Raw genomic sequence first — 15,995 nt, forward strand, 5'->3', positions numbered from 1 at the left:
TGTTATACCGCAAGGTTAACGGGAGAGAACGTCACCATTGTCCAGGTGTGTAAAAGACCATTAAGACACTGCCTTTCAAACAAAGTACAGTATCAATCCTGATTTCTGGGAGGCGGCTCACTTTTTTCTTTCCTCAAGCTTGTACTCCCGTTCCATCGCTCCCAATATCCTCGCCTGCAACCCTGACAAATACGGCTTCGCCTGTTTTCCCAACCCCTGCAACAGCCAATCCACAGCCGGGTCATGGTCTGCCACTTGTTGCAATCGCCGCAATCGTGTACGTAACTGCTGCATTGATTTACAATCATCATCTAGCAGTTCTAAGGATTTTAGGTGTTCAATTTTGACTGTGTATTCCCCGTCCCAAGTTTGAACAGTGCAACTGTAATCGCCAACATGAATTATTACACCCCAGCATCCGCCCTTCCCTCGTAAATCTGGGTTGTCCTTTGGAACAAGTATGCAGATTTCGCCTTCGCGGTAGGGATTCGGTACTTTTGTTCGCTCTCGAATTTTATCTACAATATCTTTGACTACACGCCCAGAAGGAACTTTACCCCCAACGGTTTCGACTGCTTTGAGCCATGCTTTCTGCTGCTGCTGTGGTTCTAGTGTTGTCAGTGGCCGTACCTGTCCTTCACTAGTTGGCAGGACTGGTATAGCAACAGATTCTACAGTTACTGTTTTGAACACAGCATTATTTTGTGTCCAATTTGGACACATTTTCAGATTATCTACAACATCTGCCGCCTCAATTAATCTGTAGGGATGACGACGCTCAAACCCAAATCTATCTTTGCAATATTCCTCAAATGTTTTGTGCGTTGAACGGTAGAGACGGCGATCTCGCAGTTCTCTCAAAGCACGACCTGCTTCGTAAAACGCTGTCTCAACTTTTTCTTCTAACCTAACGCGATCGCTCTTTTCCTCCTGCGTTAATTCTGGAACTTCAACAACCGCCACTTCAACAGTTACTACCTCTGGTTCTTCTTGTTTGGGCTGCTTTTTTGTTGGCTTTGGAGTTGCGCTCGTTACGGCGGTGGTCTTTTTGCGTCTAGAAGATGGGTTGTTCATTACCCCACCTCCAGTTCGGCATGGCTGAGATAAGTGTTCCTTTGTGTCATCATGAGAATAGTCTTTATTATTCCAGCCCCACTCCTTAGCTAAGGTTGGGGTTTTTCAATGTTTCTTATATCTTTGCATTTCTGCTGCTTGTGATCGTGTATTCAATTTAAATTTCAAGCCGTCATCACATGATTATGTTTACTGCATATCTGGTCTGAGAACCGGATTAGGACTGGACAGACCACTCGTATTTCTCCTTAATCTGTTGTATTCTAGTTATCCTGTGTGATTTTAGTCCTGATTTTAATCAGAGCTTTTACATTCTTTCTGGAACTGATTCAAAAGCTATGTCTACTTCTCATTTGGGTAATTAGCTCTTTTTCACCACTACTTTTTACATTTTTTAACTCTCATGAAAATTATCAAAAAATCTGACAAGCTTACTCTCAGACAGATGCGGGAAATCGAGTTAGCCGAAGACCAACTTCTCCAGTCTGAGACTGTTCCTCTGACACCACCTGCAATCGAGCAACCTGTACCCGTCGTCCCAGAGCCTGAACCTAACTACATTCCATTGTTAGACAATCCTCCGGTTCAGTCTGTGGGTAACTCCGGCTGGCAGGTTTCTGATGTCTGGCGCGATTTGCGGGTTGATAGTTTTTGTGATTGATAATCTATCTTGTGATAGTTGCAATAATTTTTTTCCTTATTAATGGCAGCAGATTTTTATCGGCTAATTTTGTGAGCTTCTACTACATTGATATCAACATGATTCAACTTAAAATATATTTTAGCTTTTTCTTGTTACTAAGAAAAACTTTGAAATATCGAAATTCACCTATTATAAGGAATTGAGAGTTCACATCATATTTGCTTGACTCTTTAAAACTCTTAAGTTCAGTCTTAAAATCTTGTTCTTCGATTGCTGAATTTTATATGATTTGAAATAGTGGAAAATACTGGAAATATTGTTTTAGAAAGTTTTAGTGATTTCAATCATACTTTCTCTCTAAATTCAGCATAAATGATTAGCAAGTTTTTTGGGGCTTTCATTGTGTTAGCCCTGTTTGACTGTAGTGTGAAAGCTCAGATTAACAGCATTCCGCGAGACGTTCAACCACCTTCAACTACTCCCCTACCAAATCAGGAGCCTCAGCCAATACCCACCCTTCCAAATCTTCCTGCTCCAACCCCTTCTACCACGCCCGAAGAAGAATTTGATACGAATCAAGAAACTTTCACTGTTTCTAAATTTGAAGTTATTGGTGGTACAGTTTTCAGCAAAAAAGTCTTAGATCAAATTCTTGAAAAATACACTAATCGCCCGGTCACGCTTGCTGACTTGTATCAGGCTAGAAAGAAAATCAGTGATTTGTACCTCAGTAAAGGGTACATCCAGTCTGGTGCTTATATTCCGCCGCAAAAAATTCAGGACGGGGTTGTTAAAATTCAAATCATTGAAACCAAGCTCAAAGATAGAGATATTGAAGTTATCGGCACAAAACGCCTAAATCCTGGCTATATTCGGAGTCGCATAGCAGCCTCTAATCTCGGCCCGCTCAACAAAGAAGTTTTGGTGAAGTCTTTACAACTATTAAGAATAGATCCCTTGATCAAAAATTTATCCGCAGACTTACGAGCCGGGAATCTGCCTGGGGAACTTCTACTAGTTGTTGAGATTACGGAGGCAAAAACTTTTAGCACCCAACTGTCTTTCGACAACCAGCGATCACCCAGTGTTGGCGACTTACAAAGGCAATTGCAATTAAAAGAAGCTAATTTGCTGGGGCTTGGGGACGGGCTAAATATCGCTTACAGCAATACAGAGGGAAGTAATTTTCTGAATGTTGCCTACAGCATCCCTCTAAACCCTCATGAAGGCACTCTCTCTTTTAATTACGGCATTTTTGAAGGTAGAGTAATCGAAAATCCCTTCAGCAGTCTTGACATAAAATCTGGCTCACAATTTTACGAACTTACGTTTCGCCAGCCGATAATTCGCTCTGTCAACGAAGAATTTGCTCTTGGACTGACTGCATCTCGGCGCGAAACTGAAATTAGTTTCGTGCCTCTACAACAACGTATTCCTTTTCCTCAGCCTGGATCTGACAATGAAGGGCGTACCAGAATCTCGGCTCTCCGATTCTTTCAAGAGTGGACTGTTCGGAACAGCCGACAAGCTTTTGCTCTGCGATCGCAATTTAATTTAGGCATTGGCGCTTTTAATGCCACCGTCAATCCCACCGCACCTGACAGTCGCTTTTTCTCGTGGGAATTACAATCCCAATGGGCGCAACTTCTAGCTCCCGATACTTTAGTTCTGCTTCGTTTCAGTTCGCAACTGTCAACTACAAATCTTGTATCTCTAGAGCAGTTCGGCTTAGGGGGTTTAAGTAGTGTACGAGGCTATCGCCAAGACTTGTTGCTGGGCAATAATGGCACTTTCGCTTCCGCAGAGATCCAATTTCCTATTTTTCGCTTACCTCAAATCAACGCTAAGTTGCAAGGCATATACTTTACTGATATTGGTATTGTATGGAATAGTACCTCTAACAATAGTACTAATACCCTGGCTTCTACTGGCTTAGGGTTACGTTGGTCACAGGGAGATCGCTTCTTTGCTCAACTCGATTGGGGTCTTCCTTTGATGTCTGTAGACTCGCCAAGACAAACCTTACAAGAAAACGGGATTTATTTCCAGATTCAATACAATCCTTTTTGATCAATTCCCTTCACAATCATTTCTAAACTAGGTGGGGACATAATAATTCCTCTCCTAACAGGCTTAAGAGCCTGATTGCTCACCAAACTCAATTGAAGACGAGAGAGAATAGTTGCTAATACAAGTTTGATTTGAAGCTGCGCCAAGGCAGCGCCAACACATCTGCGACTACCTCCACCAAACGGCAAATATTCATACGGGGAAAACTGGCGTTCTAAGAATCTCTCCGGTATGAACTTTTTAGGCTCTCGGTACACTTCTTGCCTTTGATGTGCCAAATAAACTGAGACATTAACAATTGTTGGAGGTTCTAGGTAATATCCTGCAATTTCTATCGGCTGCTTTACGAATCGTGCAAACGCATTTAAAGCTATTGGATAAAGTCGTAATGTTTCAGAACATACCGCATTTAGATACGGCAATCGAGCTACTTCATTTTTATCTTTATTAGAGTTTGCTCGAAGTTCAAACAAAAGCCTTGCTTGAATTTCAGGTAAGTAATGACTCCAATATAATGCCCATGAGATAGCGGAAACAGTTGTTTCATATCCAGCAAATAATAAAGTTACCAAAGAGTCTCGAAGCTCAATGTCCGTCATTGCTTTACCAAACTCATCTCTTGCTTCGATAAGCATACTCAAAATATCTTTATCTCTAGCTTTTGACATTTTACGTTCAGCAATAAGAGCATATATCTCTTGATCTAGCTGGTCTATTAAGCGCGATTGTGGATTCAATATACCCCAATTTTTTATAATAGGAAGAAAAGACCACAAAACTTGACTTAGGGGATTATCAAAACTCTCAAAAAGGGAATTTACTATACACCGTATTTTATTTTGACGTTCACCTGCTTGCAATCCAAATACGACATTAAGGATCACACGCATAGAAATTTCCTTTACAACTAACTGAACTATAAAAAAACTTCCAGGAGATAATCGATTTATAACTTCTTCAGTTATTTCGCAAATAACCTGACTATACCAACGCATTCGTTCCGAATGAAAGGGGGGTAATAACATCCGCCGTTGACGATGGTGGCGTTCATCCCCAAGAAAAATTATGGAATTTTCTCCTAACAAGAGTTTCACTAAATCACTTTTTTGTATAGAACCAAGATACTCCGGTTCGGATGTGAAAATTTTCTGTATTGCTTCCGGGCTACTAAAGTAAATAAGAGGCGGCATTTCATTCCCTCTAAGCCTAAAAGTATCCCCATATTCCTGTTGCCAACTATCTAAAGTTTCTAATGGTCGAAGTAAAAACTGAATATTTTGTATTAATACAGAAGTTTTTGGGCCATCAGGTAAGTACATTGTAATATTTTCTTGATTTTTAACCTACAAATATTTTATTTTATTTTTAGCAGCAGCTTTTTAGTAAAAGATTTTACAAGACCTAAAAATTAACGATGAGCAAAATAAACAGTACTATAATTGTATTATTATTAACTTTTGATACTGTTAAATTTACTCCTGCATCAGCGCAAATTATTCCAGACAAGACACTTCCAGCAAGTTCTACCATCAACAATCAAGGTAGTAGTATAATAATTGACGGGGGAACTCAGGTTGGGAGAAATTTATATCACAGTTTTAGCGATTTTTCTATCTCTACTGGAAAAACTGCTTTTTTCAATAATTCCGTAAATATTGAAAACATCATTACCCGTGTAACAGGCATATCAAGCTCAGTAATTGATGGAACAATTAGAACTAATGGTAATGCAAACTTATTTTTAATCAATTCCAATGGAATTTTATTTGGTAAGAATGCACGTTTACAAGTAGGTGGCTCTTTCTTGGCAAGTACAGCTAACAGTCTTAATTTTTCCGATGGTATTAAATTTAGTACTACAATCCCTCAAAATAATTCACTATTAAGCATAAATGTACCTCTAGGATTAGAATTTACCACAAATTCATCGGCTCCTATAATAGTGCAAGGGGCTGGACACAACCAGTTTATCATCGGTAATCAAGTAGCTGCTTCAATTACTTTATTGGAATCAGGTCAAAGTGAAGGATTACGCTTACAACCAGGTAGAACCTTTGCTTTAATAGGTGGGGAGGTAGTTTTTGACGGTGGATTAGTTACTGTTCCTTCTGGGCAGATTGCTATAGGTGCTATTAACAACGGTACAGTTAAGCTTTCTAACGATTGGAACTATACAGGAGTCCATGAGTTTAAAAACATTAGCTTTAATAAACAATCTTTGTTGGATACAAGTGGCTTTGCACAAGGAAATATTTCTATTCACGGTAAAAATGTAACTTTTACAGATGCCTCGTTGGCCTTAATTGCGAATTTTGCATCTCCTACTCCAGGAGCTATTAGTGTAAATGCAACGGATACGCTAAATCTAACAGGAATAACTTCGTTTAACGTACAGCCCTTTCTTGGTATAAGAAGAGTTAATCGAGGTATTATTACTGCAACTATTTTTGGACAAGGGGCGGATATATTTCTCTCTGCCCCCAAGATAATCGCTCAAGATTCTGAAGTTGTTTCTACTCTCACTTTTGGACCTGGAAGAAGTGGAAATCTAACAGTAAATTCGTCAGAATTAACAGAAATAAAAAGCGTAGCAATCAATGAAAGCTCTGGAGTTGCTTCTGTGTTTGGAACTATAACTTATGGTTCAGGTAATGCAGGTGATGTAACAATATCAACCAAAAAATTGGTAATTCAAGATGGAGGATCTTTAAGCTCTTTTACGTTTGGAGAAGGGCAGGGAGGAAAAATAACAATAAATGCTTCTGAAACCTTAAAAGTTTCAGGTGGACATTCTGACTTAGTTTTGTTTGCCTACGGAACAGAACCTGTTCCTACATTTTCTCCAAGCAATATTTCATCGCTCTCTATTTCTTCTGGTGATGCTGGTAACATAAGCATTAATACAAAGCAATTAATTGTTGAAAACGGAGCTGCAATTTCCGCGTCTGGTTTACGAACAGGTAACTCCGGGAATGTAAATATCAATTCTTCTGAAACAGTCTATCTTAGTGGCTCAGGATTAGTAAATCCTTCTTTAAATCCTAGTAGAATATCCTCATCTGTAGGCTCTAGTGATCCTTTTGTAAATTACATATACAATCTCAGGCAACCCTCAGATGCTTTATCTGGAAATGTTTTTATTAGAACCGGTAATTTAATCTTAGAAAATAATGCTCAAATTGGAGTTAGGAATGACAGTACAAAAGATGCAGGTACACTTGGGATCGTCGCTAACTCCGCATCTTTAAACAATAGCTCTATTACCGCATCCACCCGATCAGGCGAAGGAGGCAACATTGCTCTGAACGTCACAAAATTAGTATTAGGCAATAGCACTATCACTACAACAGCCGGTGGTAACGGCAACGGTGGTAACCTTACAATTAACGCAGACACGATCACTGGATTCGGCAATAGCAGTATCACAGCCAATGCATTCAGAGGACAAGGCGGTAACGTATCTATCAAAACTAAAGGATTTTTCTTCTCAAATGACAGCTTCGTTTCAGCAAGTTCCCAATTGGGAATCGATGGCAGGGTTGAGCTTGAAGCGTTATATGAACAGCTTGATCCTGCTCAAGTAGAGCCAATACAAATTCAAGCAGATCCTAAAATTACTGCATCTTGCCAGGGGAATCCAAATTCAGGTTCTCCCAGCAAATTCGTGATTATTGGAACAGGGAGCGCACCACGCAACCTTGACTCCCAAATTTCTAACAATAATGGATGGTCGCCCAATGTTGCTATATCTGTTGCTGATAATGATTTGGAAAAATTACCAAATCAAGGCATTCTACCAATTGTAGAAGCACAATCAGTAGTAATAAGCAAATCAGGAGAAATTATTTTATCGGCTTCTCCTTCTAAATTTGTTGGAACAACGGAAGCTTCATCAGACAATTCTTGCTTTACCGCCTATACATCAACAAATAAACGGAGCCAACAGTGAAAATTACAAGGCGTAGATATTTACTTTGTGGGGCTTCAAGTTTTTTTATAACAATATTAAAGCCAGTTAAAGTTTTAGCTACTAACAAAATCAGTAAGCAACAGCAAGCTGAGTTATTGACACAAAGTGGGCATATTTTATTAAATAAAGGACAATATCTATTAGCGATTCAGGATTGGAAGGAAGCAACAAAACTTTATCGCCAATTAGGTTTTGAGGATGGCGTTACGGGAAATTTAGTTAACCAGAGTCTCGCATTACAGGGACTAGGTTTATACCTTAATGCTTTTGATGTTCTCTTGGAAGCCTTGAGAATAAGCAAATCAACTTACTCTCCAACTTCTTTTAAAAATCAAGACCCCCAAAAACTGTATTTAGCAATTCATAAGATAAAACTTACTCCAGTAAATTTGTTGGCACTACAAAATTTAGCAGAAGTTTTACGGCTACTGGGGAATTTAAACGAATCTGAGGCAGTTTTACAAGAAATTATTCAATCACAAACCCCAAACCCATATTTTAATTTTTTCTTGTTATCTTTGGCGAATACTAAAAAATCAAAATATTACCGTTCAATATCACAATATAAATGGATAGAAGAATTAATTTTAAAAAAAGATACTATAGACGAAATTCAAAACAATGCACTTTCTGCTCTCAAGCTTTATCAACAAATAAACAATCTAGAAAATACGCCAAAAGACATAAAACTAAAATCTCAATTAAACAATTTATCATTACTATTGAATTTTCAGGAATGGGTAAACTTACAGAAAAACCAGGATTTCGTAAATAAAAAAAATATTAGCCAGAAAATCCAAAACTTAATAGCTCTAATCTTCCAAAATTATTCCTTATTTGACGAACTATCTGCTAGTCAATCAGTTTACGCCAAGATTGATTTTGCTAATAATTTATACAAAACTACAGACAAACAATTACAGCATATAGCTATACAGTTTGCGGAATCAGCACTAACAACTGCTGAAAGCCTTGATAACAAACTTTTACAATCTTTCTGCTGGGGAACTTTGGGTAAACTTAATCCAGGGAAATCAGAAATATACTTTAATAAAGCTTTGGGATTTGCTCAATCAATTCAAGCGTGGGACATTGCTTATCAATGGCAGCAGCAATTAGCGGATTTATACGGGCAGCAAGGAAAATTTAAAGAAGCTTCTCACTTTTACGAAGCTGCTATCACGAATTTGCAGCAAGTTCGAGGAAATCTCTTAAGTACTAATCCAGATACTCAATTCTTTTTTAATGAAAAAATTGAACCTGTGTACCGCAATTACCTTCGACTATTAATAGCAAAGTCTAATCCTGACTACCAAAAAGTAATTCTAACAAACGAAGAATTTAAAATTACAGAATTAGAAAATTATCTTCAATGCGGCAAACTCAATCTTGTATCTTTAAATGAAATTAAGGATTCAGATTCAACAATTATTCATATAATCGACTTAGTTGATACATTGGAAGTGATTTCTCAGTCGTCTAACTCAATCCATCATCACTCGATTGATTCGACTTTAATTAGAGAACATATTAACAATATTTTGGAAATTTTGCAAAGTAGAAATTTCGCCTATACCACAGAAGAAACAATTCTATCTGACTGCCAAATACTTTATAAATTATTGATTGCACCTATCCAAAATTTAGCCTCTTCAAAAATCTTAGTTTTCATTTTAGATACAACCTTTCAAAGTATACCTATGGGTATACTTCACGATGGCAATAGTTATCTTATTACACACTATGCCATCACCTATACGATGGGATCAAAAATCCAATTCCCTAAATTTTTAGATTCTTCACAATTACGGGCTTTAGTTGCAGGAATTAGTAAGGAATCACCAAGTTTTTCTGCTGCCAACGCCCCTGAAGGACTCAAGCCACTACCAGGGGTTGAAGCAGAAATAGCCAGCATCAAAGAAGAAATTACTTCTACAAAGATATTATTGAACGAGCAATTTGTTAGTTCCATGCTGGATAAAGAACTGACTACAGATAACTTTCCGATAATTCATTTAACAACTCACGCTCAATTTAGCTCTCTTGCTGACAAAACAATGATTTTGGCTTGGGACAAACCTATTACTATTTTAGAATTCAATGATTTGCTTAAAGAAAAAATGCAGCAGTCGAAAAAAGCAGGGCTTGAGTTGTTGGTTTTAAGCGCCTGTCAAACAGCAAAAGGAAACAAAAGATCAGCCTTGGGCATTGCTGGTGTGGCCGCACAAGCAGGAGCTAGAAGTACGATTGCTAGTCTCTGGCAGGTAGATGCCGATTCAACAGCTTTACTTATGAAAATATTTTATAAAGGATTAAAAAATAATTTAACTAAGTCCGAAGCTTTACGCCAAGCACAATTACAGATGTTATTAAACCCTAAATATCAACATCCCTTTAATTGGGCAGCTTTTCTATTAGTTGGTGCTTGGCTATGATGTGGTCAACGCTCTCGCAACTGCTGCAATGTTTTGAAACCTAATTCTATTTTTTTCAATTCAACTTCGTTCCCATTTTTCTTTGCTAACTGTTCTGCTTTCGTGTAGCTTTGTTGCGCTTGTTCCAGTAATAACGCACCTACATAGCGATCGCCTAGTACCCTAAAGATTGTGGGATCTTGACTACCAGCTATAATCCGCGTTTTCAATTCTTTGATAGTCTCGTCTAAAAGAAACTCGGACATAAATACAGTATCCAGATCAAGCGCCGCCTCCTCATCAGGTGGCAACCCCAGGACTTTTACTTGCTGCACTTTTGCTGAAATATCCTGAACCTTATTTAAAGGTAAAAGAGATACTACCGAAGAGCTAAAACTTAGACGTTTACTACCACGATTGGCGATTATCGTAATATTGTAAGCATTCCCATACAGCAATTCTTTTTGCTCTTTTGGGTAAGGGATAACGGTAGTATTAGTCTTTACTTGTACCTCCCAATCAACCTTATTACCTTTTAGCACTACTGTATAGCTATCAGCATCCGCCACTGCTCGCCACGAAATATCCGGCTTATTGTTGATAATCGAATTTCCGTAGGGACTTATTAAAGCTGGCGAATTAGGTTCATCTTCTGGCCCTTTAAAATTGCGTGGGCAAAGTAGGACATTTACCACTGAACACTGCATGGATTCTTTGGCGGGGTGATCGCATATTTCCTTGTCAAATCTTGTGCTACGCTCTATAGTTATAAACTGTCGATTCAGATAGCAGAGAACCCTGACCGGACTACCATTCGGCTCTATTTTTTCACCTAAGCATATTTTTCTTCCTACTCTCCAAGTACGATCATTTCTACTATAAATTCGCCCACTTGGTTCTGCACACATTCTTTTTTCTAATATTTGCTGACTCCAGACGCTGGTACTAGCAAATAATGAAGTAACTAAAATTAGAGTTGATAGAGTTGTTGATACTGCTATAAATCGAGGAATATAAAAAAAGTAAACCGGAGTCCGAGCCATTTTTTGAAAAGTAAAACCCTAACTTTTAGTTTACTATAATAACTAACGATTTTTTTTAATTATTCGCTGTAATAAACTATCTCGCCAGTTAAATACTTCCGGTAGGTCAGAATCAAGTGTCAGACAAGCTTCCCAAGCAAGAAATGAGTTATCACTATCTTCCAAAATATCGTATATTTGTGCTTTTAGACAGTGAACATCTGCTCTTTGGATATCTAATTGTTCAGCTTTTTTTAAATATTGCTGGGCTTCTTGTAATTTCTTATGTTTTAACTTTGCCCATCCCAGATTTTTGTACAATGCAGCTTGTAATTTTGGCATTTGAGTGTTTTTTAATCCTTCTCCTGCTAAAGCGATCGCTGCATCATAGTCACCTTTTAAATTTTTCAATCGTGATAAATTGTTCAAGACTTGGGCTGCTTGCTTATTAAATTTTAGAGCAACATTGTACTGTTGCTCTGCCAAGTCTTTTTCACCCATGTCATCGTACAAAGTTCCCAACCCAAAATATCCTTCCCAGGTGGGGTTTATTTGCAAAGCTTTAGAATAATTACTAGTAGCACAATCATAATCTTTTAGCAATTGGCAGACAAAAGCTAAATTAGTATAGGTGTCCACATCTTGATTATTATATTTTATCGATATAGAATAATATTTCTTGGCATCTTCTAAGTTCTTGGTGCTACGAGCCGCTTTATCAAAATAAAAATTTGCAATATAATTCCTCACTTGAGGACTTATTTTTATAGCTGAATCAAACAATTTTTGTGCGCCCTGAGAATTATTAGCTGATTCAGCTTGTTCTCCTTGAACCACTAGACTTTTAGCTCTTAAAGGTAAGAATATTTGAAAATATGCCGTAGTTCCCAAAATCAATAATCCGAGCCAAATACTAATTCTAAATGCTTTAGATTTTGTTAATCTGTAAAATTTATTTTGCTCATTAATTTTTTCTATTCTCTGTAAAATAATTTTAGTATCTGCTGGACGTTTTCCAGGAGTGGGAGCCATCAAGCTATCAATAATATCTGCCAAAGGTTTATCAATTTGTAGTGCTTTATCTCTCCATATCAGTTTCTCTGTGTGTCGATTTGTAGGTAAATCCATTAGACGAACTCCCGTCATCATACGAACAAAAGTTCGCCCCAGAGCATAAAAATCAGACTGCGGTACAGCTTTTCCATAAATTTGTTCTAATGGTGTATAAAAATGCGAAATTATAATTGTAATTTCATTATCTCCAGCATTTTTACCTGCCCCTCGATTAGCACCAACTTTTGTTAGATAAGTATCTGTTATTTGCCGTGCTGTTCCAAAATCAATCAATGCTAATTGCCCATTTGGTTTGAGCATTATGTTTGCAGGTTTAATATCTCTATGAAAAAAACCTGAATTATGTATTTTTTCTAAAATTTCTACTAACTGCTTTAACCACTCAAGTGCTACAGATTGTGAAATGGGTTGGTGAGAGTTTATCCATTTTTCTAGGTCTTGTCCTTCTATTTTGTCCATGATTAAACATCTAAGCATGAAAGGACTATTCTCAGGACGATAAGTAAAGAAATCTTCTGAACCATTCGTCTGTGGTATATTTTCACAATCTATTAATGATAAAGCCAGAGCTTCTCGCTCAATTAATTGAATTGCTTTAGAAGAAGTCCACCTGACAATTTTCATCACTCGCACTTTTGGTACAGTAATCCATTCTGTTCCTTTATCTTCTATTTCAAAAATTTCATTATAAGTAAATGGATTATCACTCAATTCTCTTAGCGGCTTTAATAGGCGAATTCGATTGTTAATTAATAAAGACTTCCCGCAACCTAGACAAGTATCAGTGCTATCAGGATTTTCACGTTTATCACAAAGAGGATTTATACAGTAATATGACATATTATTTTAGATTTTAATTTTTTAAATTAGTAATTTTATCTAAATGATTATCAAAATTTTGATTTTCAAACTTAGAGTTTTAATTACTTAATAAAATATCTACTGGTAATTCCCCATATATAGCTTTTTATATAACTAGTGTTTTCACACAGCAGGAGCATAGGCGTTCGTCGATTCATCCTAAAAAGGGAATATAGAGGTTACTCTCTTTTAAATAATAGCCTTTCGATTTTTTTGGTAAACTCAAGTAAAGCACTTGCCTAGCAAGGTTTTTATTACAACCAACAAAGCACTGTTTAGCTGAAAAGTACAGCTACTTTATTTAAGTTTTCTTAATATTTTTTTATAAATCTTAGGTTGAGCAGGGAGAGAAAATTTTCTGCTTGCCTCTCTTGATGCTCCATGAATAAATTTCTTATCCGACCCAATACCTCTCGGTTAAGGAATTAGGAGTGACTTTTACTCACGAAGTTATCATGGTTTCAAGTGTGCAACCTGCTCCATTTTTGACAGGATGAGAGCTTAACCGAAAAGTATTGTTATCCGACCCGTATTGCTTGTGCTGTCCAGCATACAGATTTGTCTTTGAGAACCCAACTACTGGAAGCTTCAGCTTGTCGTTGCTGTCAAGTTTTGGGTAAAGGTATAGTTTTTTAGTTATGCCTTCTTATCAAAAATCTTCTTCACTAGTATTGCTATTTTTTCTTTTTAGTGATACATAATTATTGTTTTAGGTTACTTTAAGTAACATTTATAGTGACTTAAGCCTTTCATGTTGACCGCGAAACTAAGAGGACTTGGAAAAACTACAACTTTAGACATAGATAAAGCAAATTTATCTTCGCACTTGCACAAAATATGTTACATCAATGTAAAATACATCTAACATCTATTCGTGAAAAACCAATACTATGAGTTGTGACTTAGGGTAAGAGTAAACCTATGGTTTTGCTTGTTAGACGTGGGAGAAAACCTCTCATTCTTCCAAAAGAACAGCAGTCCTCTGATTCACCATCTTTGCCATCTGTAACTTTTGAAGAAGCTGTAACAACAGTTAACAATTTAGTTTTTACCCAAAAACGACGATATTTGTCTGAGGCTGAGATTGTTGTACTGAAGGGAGCATGGAATAGTCAGGATTTTTCTGAAATAATAGCCCAGCAAACAACATACGCTGGCAATTATCTACAACGTCGCGTAGCTCCTCAGCTATGGACTTTGCTTTCTGAAGTTCTAGGGGAACCAGTAATTAAGCGAAAGGCGCGATTTCTGTTAGAGCAAGCTGTCAGAAAGTATTCTAATTCAGACCTATCCTCTGACATTAACAGTGAAGGTTCAGGTTCTATCAAAGGTCAGCCTCCTGACACATCTGTTTTTTATGGTAGAAAACAAGAACTATTGCAGTTAAAAAAGTTAATTAGCGACTATCGCTGTGTACCCATTACCGGAGTTCCTGGAATTGGCAAGAGTACTTTATCTGCAAAACTTTTATCGGATATTAGCTTAGAATCTTCACAAAAATTTGATTTTCTCATCTGGAAATCAATTACTCATCCAGTACCAATTCAGGATCTAGTGGCTGATTTAATTAAGCTAATCCACCCAATAGAACCATCTATAGTTTTACCTGACCAAACACAAGCAATTATTACTGTTTTAATTAAGCATTTACATTCACACCGTTGTTTAGTCGTTCTAGATGGCTTTGAAGCTTTATTCAGAGCTTCCAATTTAGAGCAACGCCTAGAGTATAAAATACTGATACGACGTTTATTAGAGGAAGAACATCAAAGCCGCTTCATATTAAATTGTCGTGTTTTTCCCAGCGATTTAAATACTGTCTTGAAATATAAACAAGCTATTACTTGCTTTCGATTGGAAGGATTAGACACAGAATCTGCAAGGCAATTGTTGACTGATCAAGGCTTAACAGATCAAGATAAATTACTCGACATAATTTATACTTATCGTGGTAATGTTGCAGAATTACAAGCAGTAGCCCAACGAATTAAATATTTTTTTGCTGGAAGTGCAGAAAAATTTTATCAGCACAAAACAACTTTTATTACCGATGAGTTTCAGTCAATGCTTGATGAAACTTTTAGTGAAGTCTTGACTCCGCTTGAACGATACATCATGGTTTACTTGGCAGAGAGAATATCTTTAGATGTAAGTTTTCTTAGCTTCAATAATTTATTGATTGAAATCAATTCTCAATATGATAACTCTGCTTCCACTTCAACAATAATTAAAGCCTTAGAAAACCTTGAAAGATTTTCATTAGTTGAGAGTATGAAAGACCCCAACACTAAGGAAATTAGCTTCACTTTACAACCCGTAGTCAAAAAATACATTACCCAAAATTCATTAGGGTTGTTGCCTGCTAATGCTTTTCCATCACCAGCAAACGCATCATGAAGGCAAACCCGACATACAAGTTTTCGAGCGCAAGCCCAAGACAGAATCAACGCAAAGGGCAGCTTGAGGAAAACCAAATAAAACTGGAGGTAACGACAACTTAACAATCAAAATCTTGCTAGATGCGAAAATAACCAATGTTCTGTAAGATCAAGCTGGTCATCAAAGGAGGTAAAAAAATATAAACGATTTAAAGGGCAAAACCTACTAAGGAGTTGGCCTTGCCCGGAAATTAGATAATTCAATAATTCCAGAGCGGGGTTGCTATTGGAATGACTAAGAAAGTGGCCGAAAGTTTGGCGACTGAAAACCACTAACTTGTCAGGAAAACACCCACGCTGCTTTACTTTGCCATTATAGCGACAAAGGCACAAGTACAGCTACTTTTTGCTGGCTACTTTTTTGCATTTTGGCAAAAAATTTATAATTTCATTATGTAAATTTTTATAAAGCAGTGTGAAAACCTCTCT

General features: G+C 37.2%; 9 protein-coding genes. 5 read left to right on the forward strand and 4 right to left on the reverse strand.

Annotated features, from left to right (window positions below; genetic code table 11):
- Positions 1–117: 117 nt before the first annotated feature.
- Entirely contained in the window at positions 118–1,074 is a 957-nt protein-coding gene (locus H6G77_RS27345) for a hypothetical protein (protein ID WP_190873235.1), read from the reverse strand.
- Positions 1,075–1,477: 403 nt separating this feature from the next.
- Between H6G77_RS27345 and H6G77_RS27350 the strand changes: the two genes are divergently transcribed.
- The gene (locus H6G77_RS27350) at positions 1,478–1,735 is read left to right on the forward strand and encodes a hypothetical protein (RefSeq protein ID WP_190592980.1); all 258 of its coding nucleotides are present in this window, start codon (positions 1,478–1,480) and stop codon (positions 1,733–1,735) included.
- A 354-nt stretch (positions 1,736–2,089) separates the two neighbouring features.
- A complete protein-coding gene (locus H6G77_RS27355; protein WP_190592981.1) occupies positions 2,090–3,787 on the forward strand; it encodes a ShlB/FhaC/HecB family hemolysin secretion/activation protein in 1,698 nt (565 codons plus the stop codon).
- On the opposite strand, the gene H6G77_RS27360 is transcribed toward H6G77_RS27355, so the two are convergent.
- Positions 3,769–5,106, reverse strand: coding sequence for a cytochrome P450 (locus tag H6G77_RS27360; RefSeq protein WP_190592982.1), 1,338 nt, complete (start codon positions 5,104–5,106; stop codon positions 3,769–3,771). The genes H6G77_RS27355 and H6G77_RS27360 overlap by 19 nt on opposite strands.
- 95 nt (positions 5,107–5,201) lie before the next feature.
- Between H6G77_RS27360 and H6G77_RS27365 the strand changes: the two genes are divergently transcribed.
- Together H6G77_RS27365 and H6G77_RS36525 are read left to right on the forward strand one after the other, a co-directional pair.
- Positions 5,202–7,736: a filamentous hemagglutinin N-terminal domain-containing protein gene (locus H6G77_RS27365; protein WP_190592983.1), complete on the forward strand. Its 2,535-nt coding sequence runs from the start codon at positions 5,202–5,204 to the stop codon at positions 7,734–7,736.
- Positions 7,733–10,192, forward strand: a complete 2,460-nt coding sequence (locus H6G77_RS36525) for a CHAT domain-containing protein (protein ID WP_190873236.1) — start codon at positions 7,733–7,735, stop codon at positions 10,190–10,192. Before H6G77_RS27365 ends, H6G77_RS36525 begins: the two co-directional genes overlap by 4 nt.
- A 5-nt stretch (positions 10,193–10,197) precedes the next feature.
- Here H6G77_RS36525 and H6G77_RS27375 read toward each other — a convergent pair whose 3' ends face one another.
- Both H6G77_RS27375 and H6G77_RS27380 read right to left on the reverse strand, forming a co-directional pair.
- The gene (locus H6G77_RS27375) at positions 10,198–11,214 is read right to left on the reverse strand and encodes a hypothetical protein (protein ID WP_190677525.1); all 1,017 of its coding nucleotides are present in this window, start codon (positions 11,212–11,214) and stop codon (positions 10,198–10,200) included.
- 42 nt (positions 11,215–11,256) lie between these two features.
- Positions 11,257–13,107 (reverse strand): protein kinase domain-containing protein, encoded by a 1,851-nt coding sequence (locus tag H6G77_RS27380; protein ID WP_190592986.1) that lies wholly within the window; start codon positions 13,105–13,107, stop codon positions 11,257–11,259.
- A gap of 942 nt (positions 13,108–14,049) precedes the next feature.
- Between H6G77_RS27380 and H6G77_RS27385 the strand changes: the two genes are divergently transcribed.
- Positions 14,050–15,525: an NACHT domain-containing protein gene (locus H6G77_RS27385; protein ID WP_190873237.1), complete on the forward strand. Its 1,476-nt coding sequence runs from the start codon at positions 14,050–14,052 to the stop codon at positions 15,523–15,525.
- Positions 15,526–15,995: the final 470 nt, after the last annotated feature.

The sequence above is a fragment of the Aulosira sp. FACHB-615 genome, from assembly GCF_014698045.1.
Taxonomy (GTDB): domain Bacteria; phylum Cyanobacteriota; class Cyanobacteriia; order Cyanobacteriales; family Nostocaceae; genus Nostoc_B.

Coding starts and splice junctions, on each gene's coding strand:
- H6G77_RS27345 (WP_190873235.1), bottom strand. CDS start 1,074: ATGAACAACCCATCTTCTAGACGCAAAAAGACCACCGCCGTAACGAGC.
- H6G77_RS27365 (WP_190592983.1), top strand. CDS start 5,202: ATGAGCAAAATAAACAGTACTATAATTGTATTATTATTAACTTTTGAT.
- H6G77_RS27380 (WP_190592986.1), bottom strand. CDS start 13,107: ATGTCATATTACTGTATAAATCCTCTTTGTGATAAACGTGAAAATCCT.
- H6G77_RS27375 (WP_190677525.1), bottom strand. CDS start 11,214: ATGGCTCGGACTCCGGTTTACTTTTTTTATATTCCTCGATTTATAGCA.
- H6G77_RS27355 (WP_190592981.1), top strand. CDS start 2,090: ATGATTAGCAAGTTTTTTGGGGCTTTCATTGTGTTAGCCCTGTTTGAC.
- H6G77_RS27350 (WP_190592980.1), top strand. CDS start 1,478: ATGAAAATTATCAAAAAATCTGACAAGCTTACTCTCAGACAGATGCGG.
- H6G77_RS27385 (WP_190873237.1), top strand. CDS start 14,050: ATGGTTTTGCTTGTTAGACGTGGGAGAAAACCTCTCATTCTTCCAAAA.
- H6G77_RS27360 (WP_190592982.1), bottom strand. CDS start 5,106: ATGTACTTACCTGATGGCCCAAAAACTTCTGTATTAATACAAAATATT.